The 20,359-nt window shown below is 35.6% G+C and carries 25 protein-coding genes; 24 read left to right on the top strand and 1 reads right to left on the bottom strand.

The window, feature by feature from the left end:
• The first annotated feature begins 46 nt into the window (after positions 1-46).
• From PTI45_RS05010 to PTI45_RS24055, 7 genes are all read left to right on the top strand, one after another.
• Positions 47-1,249, top strand: a complete 1,203-nt coding sequence (locus PTI45_RS05010) for a hypothetical protein (protein ID WP_069326450.1) — start codon at positions 47-49, stop codon at positions 1,247-1,249.
• Positions 1,242-1,823 carry a HupE/UreJ family protein gene (locus PTI45_RS05015; RefSeq protein WP_069326451.1) on the top strand — a complete coding sequence of 194 codons (582 nt, stop codon included), beginning with the start codon at positions 1,242-1,244 and terminating at the stop codon, positions 1,821-1,823. Before PTI45_RS05010 ends, PTI45_RS05015 begins: the two co-directional genes overlap by 8 nt.
• A 78-nt stretch (positions 1,824-1,901) precedes the next feature.
• Positions 1,902-2,147 (top strand): hypothetical protein, encoded by a 246-nt coding sequence (locus tag PTI45_RS05020; RefSeq protein WP_069326452.1) that lies wholly within the window; start codon positions 1,902-1,904, stop codon positions 2,145-2,147.
• Positions 2,148-2,404: 257 nt separating this feature from the next.
• Positions 2,405-3,301 carry an ABC transporter substrate-binding protein gene (locus tag PTI45_RS05025; RefSeq protein ID WP_069326453.1) on the top strand — a complete coding sequence of 299 codons (897 nt, stop codon included), beginning with the start codon at positions 2,405-2,407 and terminating at the stop codon, positions 3,299-3,301.
• 370 nt (positions 3,302-3,671) lie between these two features.
• Positions 3,672-5,324 carry a rhamnogalacturonan lyase B N-terminal domain-containing protein gene (locus tag PTI45_RS05030; protein WP_069326454.1) on the top strand — a complete coding sequence of 551 codons (1,653 nt, stop codon included), beginning with the start codon at positions 3,672-3,674 and terminating at the stop codon, positions 5,322-5,324.
• A 328-nt stretch (positions 5,325-5,652) separates the two neighbouring features.
• On the top strand, positions 5,653-6,123 hold the full coding sequence (locus tag PTI45_RS05035; RefSeq protein WP_069326455.1) for a VOC family protein: 471 nt from the start codon (positions 5,653-5,655) through the stop codon (positions 6,121-6,123).
• Positions 6,084-6,257: a hypothetical protein gene (locus PTI45_RS24055; RefSeq protein ID WP_175425119.1), complete on the top strand. Its 174-nt coding sequence runs from the start codon at positions 6,084-6,086 to the stop codon at positions 6,255-6,257. Before PTI45_RS05035 ends, PTI45_RS24055 begins: the two co-directional genes overlap by 40 nt.
• Positions 6,258-6,352: 95 nt before the next feature.
• Here the strand turns inward: PTI45_RS24055 and PTI45_RS05040 are convergent, their stop codons facing one another.
• Complete coding sequence (locus tag PTI45_RS05040) at positions 6,353-6,640, bottom strand: hypothetical protein (RefSeq protein WP_069326456.1); 288 nt, start codon at positions 6,638-6,640, stop codon at positions 6,353-6,355.
• A gap of 269 nt (positions 6,641-6,909) precedes the next feature.
• Here PTI45_RS05040 and PTI45_RS05045 point away from each other — a divergent pair, with 269 nt between their 5' ends.
• The 17 genes from PTI45_RS05045 to PTI45_RS05125 all read left to right on the top strand — a co-directional run bounded on the left by PTI45_RS05045 (position 6,910) and on the right by PTI45_RS05125 (position 20,227).
• The gene (locus tag PTI45_RS05045) at positions 6,910-10,689 is read left to right on the top strand and encodes an S-layer homology domain-containing protein (RefSeq protein ID WP_069326457.1); all 3,780 of its coding nucleotides are present in this window, start codon (positions 6,910-6,912) and stop codon (positions 10,687-10,689) included.
• Positions 10,690-10,825: 136 nt separating this feature from the next.
• A complete protein-coding gene (locus PTI45_RS05050) occupies positions 10,826-11,116 on the top strand; it encodes a hypothetical protein (RefSeq protein ID WP_069326458.1) in 291 nt (96 codons plus the stop codon).
• Positions 11,110-11,598 carry a hypothetical protein gene (locus PTI45_RS05055; RefSeq protein WP_069326459.1) on the top strand — a complete coding sequence of 163 codons (489 nt, stop codon included), beginning with the start codon at positions 11,110-11,112 and terminating at the stop codon, positions 11,596-11,598. The genes PTI45_RS05050 and PTI45_RS05055 overlap by 7 nt, the downstream gene beginning before the upstream one ends.
• 230 nt (positions 11,599-11,828) lie before the next feature.
• Positions 11,829-12,308: a hypothetical protein gene (locus PTI45_RS05060; RefSeq protein WP_069326460.1), complete on the top strand. Its 480-nt coding sequence runs from the start codon at positions 11,829-11,831 to the stop codon at positions 12,306-12,308.
• Positions 12,305-12,907, top strand: a complete 603-nt coding sequence (locus PTI45_RS05065; RefSeq protein ID WP_069326461.1) for a hypothetical protein — start codon at positions 12,305-12,307, stop codon at positions 12,905-12,907. The genes PTI45_RS05060 and PTI45_RS05065 overlap by 4 nt, the downstream gene beginning before the upstream one ends.
• A gap of 179 nt (positions 12,908-13,086) precedes the next feature.
• On the top strand, positions 13,087-13,407 hold the full coding sequence (locus PTI45_RS05070) for a hypothetical protein (protein ID WP_069326462.1): 321 nt from the start codon (positions 13,087-13,089) through the stop codon (positions 13,405-13,407).
• Positions 13,408-13,655: 248 nt separating this feature from the next.
• Positions 13,656-14,048 (top strand): hypothetical protein, encoded by a 393-nt coding sequence (locus PTI45_RS05075; protein ID WP_245703424.1) that lies wholly within the window; start codon positions 13,656-13,658, stop codon positions 14,046-14,048.
• A gap of 83 nt (positions 14,049-14,131) precedes the next feature.
• Positions 14,132-14,365 (top strand): polymorphic toxin-type HINT domain-containing protein, encoded by a 234-nt coding sequence (locus PTI45_RS05080; RefSeq protein WP_069326463.1) that lies wholly within the window; start codon positions 14,132-14,134, stop codon positions 14,363-14,365.
• A 123-nt stretch (positions 14,366-14,488) separates the two neighbouring features.
• Positions 14,489-15,007 carry a hypothetical protein gene (locus tag PTI45_RS05085; protein WP_069326464.1) on the top strand — a complete coding sequence of 173 codons (519 nt, stop codon included), beginning with the start codon at positions 14,489-14,491 and terminating at the stop codon, positions 15,005-15,007.
• A 244-nt stretch (positions 15,008-15,251) separates the two neighbouring features.
• A complete protein-coding gene (locus PTI45_RS05090; RefSeq protein WP_069326465.1) occupies positions 15,252-15,794 on the top strand; it encodes a hypothetical protein in 543 nt (180 codons plus the stop codon).
• 117 nt (positions 15,795-15,911) lie between these two features.
• A complete protein-coding gene (locus PTI45_RS05095; RefSeq protein ID WP_175425120.1) occupies positions 15,912-16,262 on the top strand; it encodes a hypothetical protein in 351 nt (116 codons plus the stop codon).
• Positions 16,263-16,691: 429 nt separating this feature from the next.
• Positions 16,692-16,937, top strand: a complete 246-nt coding sequence (locus PTI45_RS05100) for a hypothetical protein (RefSeq protein ID WP_069326467.1) — start codon at positions 16,692-16,694, stop codon at positions 16,935-16,937.
• Positions 16,938-16,960: 23 nt separating this feature from the next.
• Positions 16,961-17,464 (top strand): DUF2247 family protein, encoded by a 504-nt coding sequence (locus tag PTI45_RS05105; protein WP_069326600.1) that lies wholly within the window; start codon positions 16,961-16,963, stop codon positions 17,462-17,464.
• A 127-nt stretch (positions 17,465-17,591) separates the two neighbouring features.
• Positions 17,592-18,284: a hypothetical protein gene (locus PTI45_RS05110; RefSeq protein WP_069326468.1), complete on the top strand. Its 693-nt coding sequence runs from the start codon at positions 17,592-17,594 to the stop codon at positions 18,282-18,284.
• A 16-nt stretch (positions 18,285-18,300) separates the two neighbouring features.
• Entirely contained in the window at positions 18,301-18,783 is a 483-nt protein-coding gene (locus PTI45_RS05115; protein ID WP_069326469.1) for a HEAT repeat domain-containing protein, read from the top strand.
• A gap of 90 nt (positions 18,784-18,873) precedes the next feature.
• Positions 18,874-19,164: a putative quinol monooxygenase gene (locus tag PTI45_RS05120; RefSeq protein ID WP_069326470.1), complete on the top strand. Its 291-nt coding sequence runs from the start codon at positions 18,874-18,876 to the stop codon at positions 19,162-19,164.
• Positions 19,165-19,330: 166 nt separating this feature from the next.
• Positions 19,331-20,227: an alpha/beta hydrolase gene (locus PTI45_RS05125; protein ID WP_069326471.1), complete on the top strand. Its 897-nt coding sequence runs from the start codon at positions 19,331-19,333 to the stop codon at positions 20,225-20,227.
• Positions 20,228-20,359: the final 132 nt, after the last annotated feature.

A 20,359-nucleotide genomic window follows, 5' to 3' on the forward strand; every position in this document is an offset into this window, starting at 1 on the left:
TCTTTACGAGATCTATATCCAATATCAAAGAAAGCAGGTCATAAAAATGGACAATTCAAATACTAAAAGTCTGTTGATCGTTATCTCAATATCGATTACGTTGTCAGTTCTATTACTGATTCATGTGGGATGGGCCGTAGGTGCAGAATATACATTGGTGACTGTACTTGCTCTAATTGGATGGTTAATCTATTCGTATCGTGCTGTACCTCGTATCGATTCGCTATTACCTGTCTATATCATCTGTATTGTCTTGTTGATTGCACTGAATACTTTCCGTTATACATCTAAATATGCAAGTTTTATAGCTATACATTATTCCGCTGGATTTGCTCAAGATTTTGTAATGAGTCATACGACTTGGTTTGTCTGGATGGTGGGCTTACCGATTGTTATTTTGTTATTGGGTGGTTACTTTTTAAGCAAAGGGTATCGTGTAGGTGCATTTTTTGCCTGGTGGGGATATGGTTATGTCGCTGTCGAATCTATTATTCAACTGCTCGTAGAATTAGGAAATTATTCGTTATATGCACATCATTATCTCGGCGGAGTCTGGGTAGCGATGTTGTTATTTTATCTAGGCGGTACGGGAATACTCAAGCTTATTCGACCACAAGATCAAGTGATACGGCATGAATCGGTACAACCGTTAAGTCGACGTAAAAAAAATCTATGGACGATCTTGATCGTAACTTGTATTGCGATCTATGGAATGACTTTTTATGCACAAACCGGTAGCTTATTACCTGTCGGTGTAATCATCGGTTCTATGATGGGTGGATTGATCTGTTGGCGCAAAACAACTGCGAATTTACCGGCTGATCCGTATACATTAGTACCGCTGTATTTATTGTTACAAGCGCTTTTTTATATTCATGTGGGAGAAGAAGTATTGGCTCATTTTAATCAAGGAATAGCTTCAATTACTGGCCAGACATGGTCTGATCAAGATTTCGATTATTTGATTACTTTTATTGGCCCTTTCTTCTGGGTATTGGGGGCTTACAGTCTGTGGAAAAGACAAGCGTTTGGTAATTTTATTTTGTGGTTTATGATTGTCGGTATGATTCTGGGAGAACCTACCCATTTGCTTGTATTTCCTATCGTACGGATGGTACAAGAAGGCGTAGGATATGAATATTTTTCAGGCATGTATACAGCTCTATTTCCGATGATTCCTGCGATTCTAAGTCTGATTGTGATTGTAAAAGATTATCGCAAGCAAAAAGAGATGATTGTACATGATTAGGATGTTTATATGTGTCCTTATATTAGGATGGTTGCCAGCAGGTATTGTGGAAGCTCATGGATTTGGTGGTAGTGGTTTTTTGCATCCTTTAACAGGAGTGGATCATCTGGTCGCTATGCTAGCTGTTGGTGTATGGAGTGCGCAGATTGGAGGACGAGCAATCTATATCGTGCCTTCTTACTTTGTATTGATGATGATGTTAGGTGGAGTGCTTGGATTAGAAGGATGGTTATGGACACATCTAGAAGTCTATATCGCTTGTTCGGTATGTTTGCTAGGTTTAGCGATCGTCTGGAATCGTCAACAATCGGTATGGATTGCCAGTGGTGGAGTCGCTCTTTTTGGATTTGCACACGGTTATGCGCATGGTCTTGAAATTCCTCAATTGCTGAGTCCAGCAGTCTACATTATAGGATTCCTGATCACAACAATTGGCTTACATGTGATTGGAGCTGTCGGAGGTTTGCTTATTTTGGAAGAACCTAAAGGGGCTATTCGATTAAGGTTGATAGGAGTGGTGATTTTAGTCATAGGGTTAAAACTGATTTTGTTTTGCAAAATAGACCCTATTTGAGATAGCAGATAGTATAGTTAAAGTAATGGTTTTAGAGGTATTATGAAATAAATTTAACAGTAAGTTAGTGGAGGAGTAATGAAAACAAAATGGTATTTGCGACCGATGGTTATTATTGTGTTATCGATTGTTGTACCTCCCATCGGATATATAAACATATTTCTCAATAAAAAGAATATTCATGCTACAGAATGGGTAGGGTATTTAGCGATATCCACTATATTTACTGCTCTATGGATGACCAAGTTTTTACCTCATGAGATACGGATACCTGCTATTTTAGTTGTAGTGCTATTGGGGACATATTTACTGAGTAAGAAATAAATTAAAAGGGGATCTTTACATATTTTCGATCAGAGCCCAGAAGAGTTTGAAAAATTATTATGATATGTATGGTGTTACATTGTAACGATTATTTCCATTGACAACGTATAGTAGCTACTATAAAATTCAATCTAATTGATAATAATTATCAATTGAGTAATGAGAATATAGTTACTGTTGAACCGATTGAACATACATAGAGATACATATGTCAATCGTTCCACAGAGAGAGAAATCAATGGATAGAGGGGTTATGTATGAAAAAGTGGATAGGGATCACATTAGGAATCTGTATGATATGGGTGCTAAGTGCTTGTGGATCAACACCAGCAGTCACTGAAACAACAAGCACGACGGAAACCGCAAAGAACAAAAAGATAGCGTCGATTTCTATTTTTCTAACAGGGGATCTGATGGCATTAGGTATTAAACCTGCGGCAACGACCACAAGCGATTATTTGCCGATTACAGGTGAACAATATCAAGGCATACAGTATTTAGGTTTTACCAAAGAACCGGATATGGAAGCATTAATTGGGCTACAACCGGACGAGATTTTTATCGATGCTGAATTTGCAGATAAGCTAGGGTTGGATAAATTGGAGCAGATTGCTACCACCCATGTCATTAATTTAGATGAAGGAAGATGGCAAGATCATTTACGTGCTATCGCCCAAATCGTAGATCGCACAGACAATGCAGAATCATTTATTACAGCGTACGATGCCAAAGCCAAAGAAGTATCTGCATTATTTCAAAAAGAAATTGACAATGGCAAAGTATTAGCGATGCGCGTATCTGCTAAAGGATTCCGTATCTATGGTATGGATCGTCCGCTGGGCCCTATTTTATTCGAAGATTTGAAATTAAACCCTTCTCCAGATGTCACAAAAATCGATAAAAACTGGGAAAATATCTCCAAAGAAATCCTGCCTGATTTGGATGCAGATGCTATCTTTGTACTGGTATCTTCTGTCGATGAAGGCAGTGATCAAGTATTTGAAAAGCTACAATCCGATCCGATCTGGCTAGGGCTCAAAGCTGTCAAAAATCAAAAAGTATATAAGATTACAGAGCAACCGTGGTTAGATTACTCCGCTTCAGGTAATTTACAGGCATTAGAACAATTAGAGAAGATGGTAAGTGAGAAATAATTTATCTTTTACCTGAATAACAGATTTACATTAAGTAGATATCAGATCATTAGTCATGTAAGAGCAGCCATACAAGTAATACATTACTTATACACAGAAAAGCCTTCGTTGTAAGTATGAAGGCTTTTTTTGTATTTAACATGATGAGTACAAAGTAGACGAAAAAACAGAGTTACCGTATAACAATTCCGAAAATCCATTCAAAAGAATATTAACTTCATGTAGTATATAGAAAATTACTTTTTATTCCTTATTATACTAATAAATCATAATCACTAAACATCATCTCCGAAAAGTAATGTCCTGTCGTTCAGTGTTTTGTAAGCGTTATCAAAATAACTTCAACTCAAATGATGGAGGGATAATGATTATGTACAAAGTTGAATTACAAGCAAGACATTGGGGATGGCGTCAGTGGTTGACGTTAGTTGTTGTCATCGTATTAGTAGGAGTATCGAGTGTATTTCCTGCTTCCACCGGGCATGCCGCGGCGATCGGTGTAACAGACAATGGATCAACGATTATTGTAAATACAGGTGCAGGTCTAGTCTATACTGTGAACAAAGACAATGGAGATATCACATCTAGCAAAATGAATGGAATCGAACTCAGTAGTTCAGCAGGCAAAGGTTCTCATATTAGTTCAGGTCTGGGATCAGGGGCAGATGTGACATGGAATACATCTCCATCAGGTTCTACAGTAACGATCATCACCAAGACAAGCACATTAACTCATTATTATGTGTCCCGTAGTGGCGAAAATATTATCTATATGGCGACGTACATAACAGCAGAGCCTTCGGTTGGCGAACTGCGTTATATTTTCAGAGGTAACGGAAGTGTACTGACCAGTGTTCCAGCCCATTCAAATATCCGCAATAATACAGGGGCGATTGAAAGTCAGGATGTATTTGGATTATCCAACGGTCAGACGGTATCCAAATATTATGGCAACGATCAAGCCAAAGACTTGAGTGTGCGTGGAGTGACTGGTAACGGTGTAGGTGTCTTTATGGCGTATGGTAATCGGGAGAAAAGTTCAGGAGGACCTTTTTTCCGGGATATTCAATTTCAGAGCGGTGGAGATACTGAAGTCTACAACTATATGAATTCCGGTCATGAACAGACAGAAGATTGGCGGCTTGGTCTACATGGCCCGTATGCGCTGATCTTTACTACAGGCTCAACGCCAAGTGTACCGGACTTTAGCTGGATGTCTGGACTGGGATTAACGGGTTGGGTATCCAGTCGTGGAGCGTTTGTATTAAACGGATTATCGGGTATGGTGAGCGGTTCAACGTATACGATCGGATTTGCAAATGATAATGCTCAATACTGGACAACCGCATCGTCGAGTGGAGCGGCAGTTCGCCGTGATATGATCCCCGGAACGTATACGATGACCGTCTACAAAGGAGAGTTAGGCGTGTATAAAGAAAGTGTCAATGTCACCGCAGGTAACACAACAACGATCAATACAAGAACAATTTCAGGTGATCCTGCAAGTAAACCAGCATTATGGCGTATAGGCACATGGGATGGCACACCACTAGAGTTTCTGAATGGACAGACGATTGCTGTTCGTCATCCATCGGATAGCCGTAATGCAAGTTGGGGCCCTGTGACGTATGCGGTCGGTGGTGCAACCAACAAATTCCCTGCCATTCAATTCAGAGGGCAAAATTCACCGACTAAAATTACATTTACTCTGACAGCGGCTCAAGCATCTTTACCACATGTGCTGAATATTGGAATTACAGCAGCATATAATAATGGTCGTCCTAGTGTGACTGTGAACAACACAATATTAAGTAATCCCGCAGCATCGACACAACCGAATTCACGTAGCTTTACGATTGGAACATATCGTGGCAACAATACCACATTTTCATGGACGATTCCTGCTTCTGCTCTAGTGACAGGCACGAATACGATCTCGATCACTCCGATCAGTGGTTCCAGTGATCTTGGAAATTGGCTTAGTGCAGGGTGGGTGTATGATGCGGTAGAGTTGCTCAATTGAGAAGTTGAATTAAGATATAGAAAGAGATGTAATAACGATCAAAAAGAGGCTTTAAGTTCGCAGTGGAACTTGAAGCCTCTTTTTGATGATATACAATATTAGATAGAATTTCGTTATTATATGTATTTCATTCCTGTTGTGACTTATATTTATTTGAAGTTGATGCTTGATCTATATTATTATTTACACTACAAGCAGATATGTAAAAAAAGATGATTAAGAATACAATAATGAGCTTGCTTTCATACTATACGGTCAATTTAAATTAATCGATTTTGCTAATACATCACATCTGTAATATTTGTTTATATCGAGAGGAGATTTTCAGATGATTCAGGGGATTTTTGAAACGCATATTAATGTCAGTGACTACAAAAAATCAGCAGAATTTTACGAGCAACTACTACATATTATTCCACTACACCATGATCCTTTTCGCAAATCGAAGTTCTATTGGGTAGGGAAGCCAGGAGAATCGATGCTTGGGATTCGGGAAAATTATCCGTCATCGCTTATCCAACGTCAGCATTTTGCTTTTCGCATTGCGTTAGAAGATATGCCTCAAGCACGTAGCTATTTGGAAGGGTTAGGGATTGCGACGACGAATTTTTTTGGAGAAAGTGCAGAGCAGTTATCTGTCTTTCCGTTTATGCCAGCTGTGTCTATTTATTTCCAAGATCCAGATGGTCATTCGGTGGAGTTGTTAGCGATGTTGGAGGATCAGCCGAGAGCAGATTTGGAAATTATGTCGTGGGAAGAATGGGAAACGCTTCATGGCAGATCGAAGACACAACATTGATCTGGCAAGCCAAGTGTCTGAATATGGATTCATTTTTTATGATTGATGTGCAGTTGTTATGCGGTGCTGGCTTGGAAGCGACTCAGTTATATTTGTTAGAGATCGACGATGAAGAAGCAATTGCAGAGAGGTAGCCTATTTAGAAAAATGTGAAGCGACAGGAGATTTTGAAGCGTTTAGCAAAGAAGTGTGGATGAAGCAAGCGGAGTTGTATTATGTATAAAGTTCTTCATGTATGGATAGATAAGGAGGCACTAGAAGCGGATGAAGTATGCATTTCTTCAATAACATAATGGACAGCTTGTATGATTTTTTTAGATTCATAGTAGGGATCAATAAAGATATCAGCTGGAAATTGAATATCTACTATGCAATCTGGAGACAGAATCAATTCTTGTAATTGGATTTCAAATCGTAATGAATCTTCAAACGTATCCCCATCTCGATCCCGATAACAACACATCGCCTCAATATCTTCAATTTCGATAATTAGCGTAGCATTCACTGTAAATTGCATCGTTGAACTCTCCTTTGATATTAAAGTGCTATTTTATAGTATACATTATAAAAGATAACGCTTACTTTTGAATGATTTTATATTAATTTAAATTATTAAGGGATTCCTTATCAGTTATAGGAAGTAAATAAGTAGATTGTGATATTATGGGAAAGTAACTATTTATTATTGTTCTATACTAACCAAAAGGTGGTGAAAGTAAGAAATAAAAATAGAAATAAAAAGCATAAGCCATAAAATAAATTTTAAAAGAGATAGGGGATAAGTTAATGAAGAAGGTTTTTCTAAAAAGAATAGTTTCACTTAGTGTCATATCTACTTTACTTCTATCTGGAGTAACTCCATTTAAAGGTGTAACAGTTAGCGCAGCGCAGGCGCAAACAGCAAACTCTTCATTTGGTGATGTTCAAGGACATTGGGGACAACAAGCCATTAAAAAGTGGAATAAGTATGGTATTGTGAAAGGTTCCGATGGTAAGTTTAGACCCAACGCACCGGTAACAAGAGCTGAATTTGCTGTAATGATTAATAATATTATGAAATACATAGAGGAAGGAAATACAGAGTTTTCTGATATAAGCGAAGGACAGTGGTATGCCGATTCTATGCGTAAATTAAGCGCGGCTTCCGTATTAAACGGAATAGATGGCAAAGCTTTACCACAAAATAAGATCACAAGACAAGAAGCAGCTACTTTGATTGCAGGCGCTTTTCAGATAGACAGCGAAGCAACTATGCTTACATTTAAAGACAATCAACAAATTGCTGATTGGGCACATAAATCTGTTCAAGCTTTAGCATCAAAAGCGGTTATGGGTGGCTTGCCAAACGGTACATTCGGCCCCAAAGCGAACTTAACTCGTGCTGAAGCAGTCACTATTTTTGATCATTTGATCCAAACGTTAGTAACACAGCCGGGGCAATATCAAGAAGATGTACAGGGTAATATGGTTATTAATACACCAGATGTTGTACTGAATAATTCAAAAATTACAGGTGATCTTTATCTTACACAAGGTATAGGTGAAGGTGAAGTGACATTGAATAATGTGACTGTTAGTGGCTCCGTATATGTACAGGGCGGAGGAGAACACTCTGTTATTTTTAACAATTCAACTGTAAAACAATCACTAAATATCAATAAATACAATGGTAAAGTTCATATCCAAGCTAAAGGAAATACGACTATTCCTATGACGATATTAAGTAGTGGTGCTTCTCTTATAAGTACAGATATGACAAGTAATGCTTTTGATAGTGTAGAAATTACATCTCGTATTCCTCAAGCACAAGTTGTAAATCTAGATGGTAATTTTAATAAAGTAACCAATCAATCTTCACAGACATCGATTACAGCTAACGGAAATATTAAGCTGTTGATCGCTAATGCAACTACTCAGCTTACAGGTAATGCGAAAATCGATACTACACAAAAAGCTAGTTCCGATGTAGTGGTGAATAGAACAACAGCACCAACCCCTGAATCGACTACTCCTACTACAAATGGAACAAATGCAGCAACTTCATTTGGCGGCGGTGGAGGTGGTGGAACATCTACATCTACTGTTGCTGTTCAAGGAGTCGCTATTGTACCTAATACAGTATCTTTGCAAGTAGGACAAAGCCAACAATTAGTAGCTACAATCACTCCTAATATGGCGACTAATCCTCAAGTAGTCTGGGCTGTATCTCCGGAGAGTGCTACGATCCTTTCTGTAAGTGCAAATGGACAGGTAACGGCTAAAGCTCCAGGAATGGGTAAAGTTACAGCAACAACTAAAGATGGGGGATTCATAGCTACAGCTAATGTAAAGGTTAGTTCTTCAATGATCGCATCAGGATTGACTTTATCTACGTATGAAGAAGATTTGGTTGATTCTAATATACTTGTAGATTCGTCTACAGAAAAAAATAATAAAAATATTAAAGTAACAAGTTATGAAAAATCGTCTCAACAAGAAAATGAATATACTGCTGCCTTAACAGCACAAGCACCTTTACAAAAGCAGAGTTCATCGGTGACTTATGCGGTATATGCTGTTGTAGGATTAACTGATAGTGCGGGTCAATCACTTGATAGTTCTACTGTTCAAATGACAGTGAGCAATGACACATATGCATCTGATCGTTCTTCATCATCTGTAGAAAGTTATAAAAACGGAAAATTTCTTGTTCGTCTGAACATGTCTAATCCTAATCAAGTGAATATTTATAATGTCATCGCATCTCAAAATGGTGCTCCTAATCTGTCGATGAAGATTACGTATCATCCGGTAGACAGTGTACCCAACCCACAAAATAGTGATGCTCTATTCACTGCTTTAGAAGAAAAATATCTAGGTAGTAATAGTGATGCAAGTAATATTGTAAGTGATCTAATATTGCCTTCTTCATTGTCAGACTATACAGGTGCAAAGATCGACTGGACAACAGATCAAACACAAGTTATTGGTCTTGATGGCAAAGTGACAAGAGACGCTGAAAATGATCAAATCGTGAAGTTAACAGCTACACTTAGCGGTACGCTAGAAGGTACCCGTACGTATGATGTAATTGTACGTTCTCAAAAGACAGGGATTGTACACCATAGTGATTATATAGACAGCTACTTTGTCAAAGGCTATCCACAAGCTTATATCAAAAATGGAACGATCCATGTGAAGTACGCACTGAACCAACCAGGTGAAGTGTATATGGTGATTCATGGTCTAAAAGGAGCTCAATCTGCAAGTGTAACATCAGTTCTACAGGGAGCTAGTGAAATAGGCATAGAACCGACAGGTGTCTTAGCATGGCCTTACTTCGAGATTAATAAAAACCAAGTAGATCAGGTACAAGACTTCGATACAGGTGTGGGTCTTTCCGTTATAGATAGTGATCGGATCAATATTGAATTCGTAATTAAAGATGCTCAATCATCGTATACATCCAATCAAGTAACAACTCTTTCATTAGACGAAGCGACTAGACAAGCAGATTCTCCATACAATCTTGGTCTAAGAACGATATATGTTAATGATGCTAGAGATACGATTCGTATTTATTACTATCAAAAGCTTGATCCTAATTCTGTACCTTCTCCAGAAGATTTCACATGGTCTTATCAGTATAGTGGAGTTAGAAAAGTGGAGTCAGTAAGTATACACAATTATCAAACTGAGAAAGCTTGGCCTGCTTCCTATGTAGAGTTGAAGGCGGAAAATCTAGCAAATGAAGTGTACGTAAGTTATAGTGGAAATCAATTACAAGATCTTAGTCCTGTTCCTGTAAAGATGCCGACATATCAAAACCATCGTAACTTACCAAGAACAGAAGAGTTAGATTCTATTTATATTAGTGTGGATCGTAAAACAATAGACGTAAATATCAATCCAGGATGGTATCCAGAAGATAATTCTTCATTCAGTAATGATATTCTTTCTAAGTTCACTGTAGAAGTCGCAGGAAAAACATATCACCCAATCTCAGCAAAACCTAGCATATCGGTTGATTCATATGCTAGTACAGCTACGATGAACAATCTTAGCTATTTGTTGACATTTGAACAGTCTTTACCAGAGGGTGAAGCAGTACTCAAACTAGACACAAATGGTGTGAAGAATTGGGCAGGCGATACTTTTGCTTCTGAACTCAAAAGAGACTACTTTTCTCAAATGATAGATGCAGGAGTACCTGAAGCACAGTATTCGCAACAATCTGGACAAATAGCTTTAATATTTGCGCCTGATTACAATATTAATGGCGGCTCGAGCAACGTAGCAGGTATGATGGTCAAAGTAGATGGTCAGGAATATTTGCTTCGTGGAACGATTGCTTCAGATTATAATTTTAAATGGACTCCAGAAGGTCACTATCGGGGAGACCGAAACCTCTTATTTATTGATCTGAATGACCCATATGCAGCTAAAGTGAAAGAAGCTATAGATAAAGGTCAAAATATTGAAATCAAATATACGCGTTCTATTGAAGAATTTAAACATCAGTTAGCTGATCGAGTAGGTACACCATTATCTAATTTTGGATATGTTAATGTAACCAAAGTAGATTAATTAAGATAAGAATGTAATGCTGTTTGTCTCAACACAAAGTAATATACGATTTAATACAGAGCAGGCATCTATCAGATGTCTGCTTTTTAAACTAAAATAGGAGAAACTTAGAGAATTTAAACGAGGAGATACTCTGATGCAAATACTATTTTCTACAAGTGAAATACAAGAATTGAAAGATTGCCAAGAATTATTTGAAGATATGAAGGTTGACGATGTAGAAGTAACTTGCTTTCAAATCATAGATGATCTAATACATAAAAATAATATTTATCAGCAAGCAGACATTCTATATGCTTATGAGCAATTTGAGATAGCTGTTGAACTATTGAAAGAAATAGAGTGGTTTGATAGTTCCAGGCTAGAGCATATATTACCTAAGGTGAAGAAATTGCTTATATTTCAAAATGAGGTGAAACGTTGTTAGTTAACTCTAAGATGCAAATACATCTTGATGAACTGGAAAACATCGAAGTAGAAGCAAGTATTTATAATATAGAATTTAGTAGTCTTGAGGATATTATTTTTCCCGTTTTTATTGAATGGGATGAGTGTATTGTTTTAAAACAAAAAGGAAATGCTGATCTACCCACTCATTTTTCACCCAATTCATTTATTACAGATAGAACAGCATTTGAAGCATCCCATAATCATATTCATCTAAATGACTTTGTTGAGGATATTATTCAACCTAAGCAAATATTTAAAATGGCAACGAAGATCCTCGAAGTTTGGGCATCTGTACTTTATAGACAGTTCAATACCCAAAAAAGGTTTGTTCTTATTCTTTCTTACGATGGTGAAGAAGTAACTCTACGCTTTTATTCCATTAGAGAGAGTGAATCATCATGGCTTAACATTTCTTCATTAGAATCATACTCAGACGGACTGATGATAATTGAAATCTAAAACTAAAGACCTTGAAGAGCAAGGTCAATCCTTTATTTATGGACGATTAAGAAATACCCTATAAAGTGAACTGGCGAAATGCTAAGAAATTAGCATAGGTGTGATGCAACTAACGCGAACTTCGATATAAATCTGTACTTTCTATAGTTAAAATAATAATTGGTACAGGTTACTTCTAAGAAACTACCGGACGGAACATATAAAATATAAGATGTGTGGGTGAAAGAGATATGAAAGACAATGCGAAAAAATTAATAATATCAGGTGATTTTAAAGGAGCTAACTCACTTATCGAGAAAGAAGGGAAGGATTTTCTAGAACAAATAGTTCTTGAGTTAGGTTTTGATGAAGGAAGTATAGGAACATATTCATTTGTTTGCCATCTGATTACGGTTAAGGAAAGTTCAGATTTGCATTACTTGGCTTCAGAATTGTTAAGTACAGCTCTATGTCACTTACCAGATGCATATTCAAGTGCATTATTTCATGCAAGAAGAGCACTAGAATTAAATTCTGAAGACATAAGTTTAAAAGAATATTTGCTACTTTTTCACGATATTCCTGAACAATTGATAAATAAAGAAGAGGCAAGGGATATTGCTAGAGACATAGCTCATAAGAGTAAGTACATAACAGTGGAAAATAGTGTGAAAAATGATAAAGAGGGTGACAATACTACACCAAAAATAAGATTGGATGCTGACGAATGAATCAGAGTAAATTTATAAAAGATAAAAATGATTTTGAAGAAACTCTATATTGTGTAAAACAGACATTTCATTATGAACAGCGGTTACCTAACCAAGTGTATAAGGTTCCCTTTCAGAAAAATGTTGTAATTGATTTTGATGATGCAATGAGTCATGTTTTTTGGTATGAACTAGAAAAATGGATGAACGTATCAGATGATTCATTTGTAATTATGGCTGTTTTAGATCCGGATCCTGTTGATTATTATTATAAAGAGTTCTCTCAGTATAATTGGTGTATTTTACAAAAAGAAACTATAGCGGATGAATACTGGAATACACTTAATCAAGGACCTGACGAAAGTCCTGCTGATGCTATTTTGTTTAACTCCGAAGTCGTAATATGGTTATCTCCTTCTCGGAAGTGGGCGATGTGGGGAGAGCGCAGTTATGGTATTTGTATTTTAAGCTTTAACGATGATGCTATTAATGACTTTGAAAATGAATTATGGTTTACTATGGAGCAAGCAATTGCTGATCTAATATCACTTAACTTTCGAAATTATACTGTGCCTGAAGAGATTATTTCGAAGTTAATGAAGTTTTATAGCGATATGTAGTAGTTTCCTTTTAGACTGTAAGAGCTTGGATTCTCAGAGTCTTTTTTATTCTACTCAGTAAGCAGAAGAAGTATATATCTTATGCTTTAGAAAGAATTATTTACATGAGTTAAAAAGAATAATCAAATATCACTAAAATATATAGAAATAGTACAGGTAAATTAGAATGAGGTGATTGAATGCCTATCGATGATCTTAGACGATGGATAACTGAACAAGAGGTTGAAAAACGAACGTTACAGGGATTTTGGTTAAACTTGAACTCTTATCAAAGAGAAGATCCTGATGAGTTCAACCATTTTTTTAAAAATTTTAGTAGAGATAATCTTGATGTGAAAATAACACAAATAGCATTGATGCTAGGTAATTACCCTGAATGTAATGATAATCATGTAATATCTTATGTTCCAATCATTTACAATGGAAAAAGAATAGGGTTATACCGATTATTATTTACTTTAGATGGAAAGATTGATGATGATTATTTTACTATAGAATAGTAAATAATTTTAATGAACGATTCTTAAAGAAATTTATTAAATTTCGACTTTGAGAGTTTAATCCTACAAGGTCTTTCTTTTACCCCCACCTAATGCTGAATGAATCGGGCGGCAAAGTCTGAACTCCAAAATCGATGGAGCACTTCGGAATTTACTGAAAGATGCTCGAAATCAGGATAATTCAAAGTTCGATTAACTATACTTAAAGTATAAATTAAAGATCACTGAAATGTATGGAAATTTTGTAGATGAAAACAAATACAATTACCTATGAAAATAGCAAATGGAGAGTGGTGAGAAGAATGGATTTGAAGTCAATAGAACACACTTTTAATCTCATTTATGACTTCGAAAAATTGAAGGATTCTACCCAAGAAATACTTGAAGAACTTGTACATAAATGCTCAACCAATTTTCTAAAAGATGAGGAGAGGAGTTTGCCAAAAGGCTTAAGCTATTCAGATTTAACAATACAGTATAGATATGTAAGTATATTTGTAAATAGCTTTGATAGAGAGTTTCCTTATTTTAGAATTTGTTTTGACTTGGTTCATCCAAAGACGGGGATTCAACTTTTTTACTATCATGTTGATTATAATATTGATGGTGAGTTCTCAGATGAATACTTTGGCACATATTAAAGGATAGTCTGACCTTGAAACTTAATTTACAGCGCAAGAAAGATATTTGCTAGCGAGCAGTTGACATAAGTAGGAGAGGAACTATGGCTGTGAATAAGGTTCTCGCCAAGGATGAGGAAACGGGAGAAAAGGTGTATAAGGAAGTCACCGCCCTTCATCGTAACGAGAAAGATACTACCTATAAGTTGTCGATAGGCAATGAATTAGTACAAAATAGCGGAAATCATCTAAAGATTTACAACATCAAAATTGTACATCACGATGAAAAGGTAAAAGTTTATAATTTTGCTGTTGCTGATTTCCATACGTCTTTGTGAGTGAGTTGGATATTTGAGTTCATAATATTGATTGTGAATAGAGTAAAATGATGAGAAAAACTTAGAAGTAGAAATATAAGGATGGTACTTATAATGCTGATTTAAACCGAATAGGAGATTAATATGTATAAATATCGAATATCTAAATATGATCCTTTGTTTAGGGCTGCTAATGGGAGGTATCTAAAGGAAGATTGGATTTCAATAAGTGATATTGACAAAACGTTTGATGGTAAACAACTCACCATTGAGAGTTATAAAGCCATAGAAGATGGATATGTGAATGCGATTTATTTAATAATCGGATATATGAATATTCCCTTTTTATCAATAAAAAACCTTAGTAAAAACTCTTCTATTGATGTATTACAGGATTTAATAAGGAAGTATCCAGAGTTATATAATGAAAAAATACTAGATATCTATCATAATTCGAAGGAATTGGATAATCTCAAAAAAGGTGTATTAGATTCTTATTGTAGGCTTTTACTTAGGGAGAATATTTGGTCAGAAGTATTTTATCAAGAAAAATTTAAGGTGTTCATAAAATATGACTATTTAATGGGTATTCATTCAAACCAATCATTAGAAAAAATAATTCCTGATATTGAGAAATTGGGACTGTTTATAGAGAAGTTTTAGATAATTGAATTGTTTTTAAAGCATATTGATCTTGATTGGCTTAAAGCCTTTCAAGTCTTCCTTTTTATCACTACCCAGTAGCGATTGAATCGGGCGGTTCAGTCTAAATGAACTTAACGCTCATTATCTCTATATGATCTATTCTAAAATTCCTGTATGCTCAAAATTAGATTAAAGTGCTTGAATTTATACTCTTTTTTAAATAGTGTTTTGCTACGTCTAATCCTTAAAATCAGGTGTTATTATGGCAATACATTTTACATGGAGGATTACCAAGTATAATCCAAAATATCGTGATGAAAAGGGAGTTTATCTTAGAGATGAATGGACATCAATATCAGAAATAGGTAGCATTACAAATGATAATGGTATGTTAAAAACCCACGACTATATTTCTACAGAAAATAAATATGTAAAAGCAATACTAGACATTATGAGCTGTTTGGATATTCAAAAGCTTTCTATTTTTGGTCTCGAAAAGTGGGAAGATACCCTAGATACTACTAACTTTTCCTCTTTGTATAATGAGAACATGAAGAGTTTGCATGGTCAAGTAACTAATGGTTTATGGTTAGAAAAAGATCAAATAAGTGATTTAAGTAGACTTATTCTTCGAGAGAAAATATGGTGTAAATTAAAGTACGACTCAAAAATGTATGTACATTTTGGACATGATTTTTATATGTTTATTGGTAGTGAGATGATGTGTGAAGATACTATTAATAATATTGAAAAATCAGGATTATATGTTGAAGATTTTATTTCACCAATTAAGGAAGAAGATTAGTGTATGAGAAAGAATTTAATAAAGTCATAGATGTTGATGCGACGAGAATAAGTTGTACAAAGTTAGAGTGATTGCAGATAAGGGCGAAGATCTTGTAACTGCATTTCTATAAGCCGGTTGGAAATAATGATTTTGATTTTAAAACTATTTTTAGGAGGGGCTATGGGACTAGATATTGTATTATTTGATGAAGAAAAAGTCGGAATAGGGCTAATAGAAATACCTAATAGTTTGCATGACGCTATATTCACAGGCACATCCAATTGGAGTAGTTGTATGTATTTAAGGAAAGTTAAAGATTATTACAAGACTAACGTCCGATTTAATAAATATGAACTCTCATGCTTTGTAGAAGATTTGAAACAAATACGTATATTTATTAATTCCTTTCATCATCCGTTGTTAGATCAGTTGATTCAAGCTTTAAGTGATGTCAGTATTAAAGCTATACATATTGCAGGAGATTAAACATCTTGATCTTAAAGACGTCAATCTTTAAGATATTTTTATCCCACACAGTGATGAATGAATTGAGTGTTTTCGATGTAAATCAAACGAGTCAGTTGATATGTTCGCTCACTAGGCTTATAAACTGACAGAGGATATTGTTTTATACTGAAGAAGAAGTGAAAAGGAGAGTATTAGAAATTAAAAGTAAGCTTAATAATATAAAGGAATAAAGTTATTTACCAAGATACAACGGATCACTCCAATGTACTCAAAGAAACAGATACATATGACCTGAGTTTTACGGGTTCGAAAGCATTTCATACTTTATCTTAATAATAGGAGGAGATTGGAATTAGAGTAAACGAATTATTAGCGGTTTATGACCTACATGATAGTGTAGTAGAGAATATTGAATATTTGTCCAATGAGAAGAAGGTTCTTATTACATTGGAATTATGTCAATGGAAACAAGTTAATTATGATAAATCTGAATCCGAAATTCAGGAAGGAGTATTATCTTTCACTGATGTAGAGTTATTTGTAATTGAGCCGTTTTCTTTTTTGATAAACAGTAGTGAAATTCTCAAAACGAAAATTTATCCTGAAAATAGGATTATCGAAATCATACTGCTGGGTGAACATGATGTAGGAAAGGTGAACATTGTAGCACAGGATGTTTATTGGGAAAAATAATGAACAGGGATAGAGCGATGAAGATGAACACATTACATATATCGCTTCCTTACGAGTATGTTGTAAGTCATGTTAGTCTAACTTGGAGTGACATTTTATTTGCTCTAGAACATGATCTGATGGCTAAGAATGCTGCTGTAAAATATGCCTATGATGTTATTGAAAAAGAAGAAAAACCAACGCAGACCGTTCTTGCCTTGACTTGGGTTAATAATGAAGAAGAGATCGATTTTTATCTAAATGAGTTAACGAATCAAATTGTAGAACAAGAAGACAATACTTCACAAAAGAAATTCTTATATCTGTTATTGAATTGGGTTTTTGAACATAAAGAACAATTTTCCGATCCGCTTCAGATGGTGGAGATTATTTATGCTGACTTCGATTATCCTGAGGAAATTTCTAATTTTGTTCGCTATATGCCATCATCAGAACATAGATTGAATTCAGTAGAAGCAAGTATAGAGAGACTTTTCAACAATTGGGCAATCTATTTGAGAACAGCAAAAATAAAAATTTCGAAGTGATTTTGTGCCCAAAATAGAAATAACTATATCTTATAGCGATTTTAAAGTAACTATTTAATCTCATCTGGTAACAATTGATGATGCATATAGATATAAAATAAGTTTCTATAAACCAGTGAGGTAATCCATGGAAAAAATGATAGAAGAACTCATAGTCAAAGTAAGATATACGATTCAAAATCCTACTGAGATAGAATCATTATCTCGTTGGGCAGATGAGAAACATCATTTCATGTATAAGCAAGGGTATAATACATTTTTGAGATACCGATTAATACTAGACATTTTATTGAGAATTCGAGATATTAACGATCCTTTGTTAGATGATTGGGAATGGGGTTATACAGAAAGCAAAATATCTATTTATATAGAAGAGCTTAATGAAATATATGAATTTTTAGTTGGGAAAAGAAATTTTGTAGAAGTGATGATCGTCCAAGAGAACGTACTTGAAGCAAAGATTAAATATGTAGAAGAAATATATTTTCTCGCTAATAAAGTACTAGATGATCAGTGTTTGTCTATATTAGAAGTAGATCAACTTGAACGTTGGATATCCTCTTTCGTTATTCAGACTAGAAGTCATTGTATTTTACACGAGACAGTCGTAACTGTATTACATCTTCATGATGCATTAACACATCAAAAAAATAAGATTATATCTATCGGAAACCTAGGCGGAAGTACAACGATAAGTGTAAATGATGAAAAGATACGCTTGCAACATTTGAAAAAAATAATAGAAGGTGTATCGTCATATCGATTAAACTTATGTCTTAATAAACAAGATATTTATTATAACAGTATTACAATTATATAAAGTAGGAGGCAAACTATTGCTAATTTCTATATTAAAAGAAAAAATAAATACAAATCATATCGATGAAGCCATATGTATTGTAGAAGAAATTGGAGAGAAAAGGCTGAATGAAGCTGTTCCTTATCTTATTGAACAATTACAACTTACCCAAAGTCATGTATTGAGAAATTCAATTGCTCTTGCTTTATGTGCTATCGGAAATTCTGATGCGGTTGAACCTATAGTACATGTATTAAAAGATCCTAAAACGCTAGGATATAGAGGGACTTTATTGGCTTCTTTAGAACCGTTTGATTATTCTCCTCATATTGATATGCTTTTTGAATTTTTAATTGAAGGTAATTTTGAAGTAAGCAGAAAGTCTTTTTTATTAATTGAATCTATCATCGAAAATATACCTGAAGGAACAAAACAACAATATCTAGAGAGATTACAAGATGAAATTGAACGCTTAGAGGAGAAGCACGATCTTCTATCTGAAGCTAGGGATATGTTTTAATGTAAAGTATCGATTTTTGATCTTCTTCCAAAACGGGTATGATAATACATAGCACCTCAAAAATAAATGAACCACAAGGAGAGCAGATCCATGACGAATCTTGTAAATAATGCGATTTTGAAAGCAAAAGCAGGGCATGAAGAGCAATTGAAAGCAGAGTTGGTCAAAATGTTGGAGCCTTCTCGTAATGAAAGTGGTTGTATTCAATATACATTGCATGAATCGATTGAACCCGGGGTGTTTGTATTTTATGAAATCTGGGAAGATGAAGCGGCGCTTGAATTTCATATGAATACGCCTCATTTCAAATCGTATCGGGAAAATATTGCGTCTCTGGTTGATTCTCGTGAAGCGTTCCGTTTGCACAAAGTAGAACAATAAAAGTAATACCACGAAAGTGATTTCTATTTATAGAGATCACTTTTTAGTTTGTCGATATCACCTAAAGCTTATAGCAGAAAATGGCTGTCTAAGCGCTACATTTGATTATACCCCTGCAACTTCTTTATGATGAGAAGAAGTACCCTATGAATAGGAGTGAAACATAATGGATAAACAACAACAACTAGCAATGGTGAAGAAAGTAAGAGAAGCATCGACCAACAATGTCAATGGATCTACATTACAACCGAGCTATACTCCGCAGGTGAAGCAGGAGTCGCGAATGATTCCTACTTCTTATGAAGATGCACCTGTAACCGTGCATATCCCTGATCGTGAGCTGGCTGCTCCATTACCTGTTTTCGTTAATTTTCATGGTGGTGGATTTGTGATGGGGAATCCTAAAATGGATGATCCGTGGTGTAGTGTGATTGCGGATCGGGCAGAATGTGTCGTGGTAAATGTCGACTATTTGTTAGCGCCAGAATATCCGTTTCCTGTGCCTGTCTACCAATCGTATGAAGTGGTGAAATGGATAGCCGAACATGCTACAGAGCTGAATATCGATGCAACTCGTATTGCGGTCGGCGGGCATAGTGCCGGTGGTAATCTAGCGGCAGCGATCTGTCTACTGAACAAAGAACGTGGGAATGAGCTGAATATTGTGTATCAGGTAATTGATTATGCACCACTTGATCTCGATACCGATCCAGCGCAAAAACCACAATTTTCAGAAGCGATCCCAAATGATATCTCTCGTATCTTTAATGCCTGTTATTTGGAACATCCAGAAGATGGACGTAATCCGTTAGCTTCGCCTGTATTTGCCCCTTCTCTAACAGGGCTTCCGTCCGCATTGGTCATCACCGCAGAACGCGATTCATTGGCAGCAGAGACGGTAGGTTATGCCAAGCAGTTAGAAGAAGCAGGTGTTACCGTTACCGCCAAGCAATATGCAGGAGCGGCGCATGGATTTACCCATAATGGTGATCTGGCTGTAGCCGAAGATGCCTGGCACCTAATGAGTGACAAGTTAAAAGAAGCATTTACAGCTAAACAATAATTTTTAGATAGTATGACATCAAAAGAGACGACTCCTGATTAAGCCGAGGAACGTCTCTTTTTGCTGACTGGCAATCAAAGGGCGATTGATTTATAATATTTAAATGAAACATAGTTTTATTAGATGAAACTA

The sequence above is a fragment of the Paenibacillus nuruki genome, assembly GCF_001721045.1.
Classification (GTDB): Bacteria; Bacillota; Bacilli; order Paenibacillales; family Paenibacillaceae; genus Saccharibacillus; species Saccharibacillus nuruki.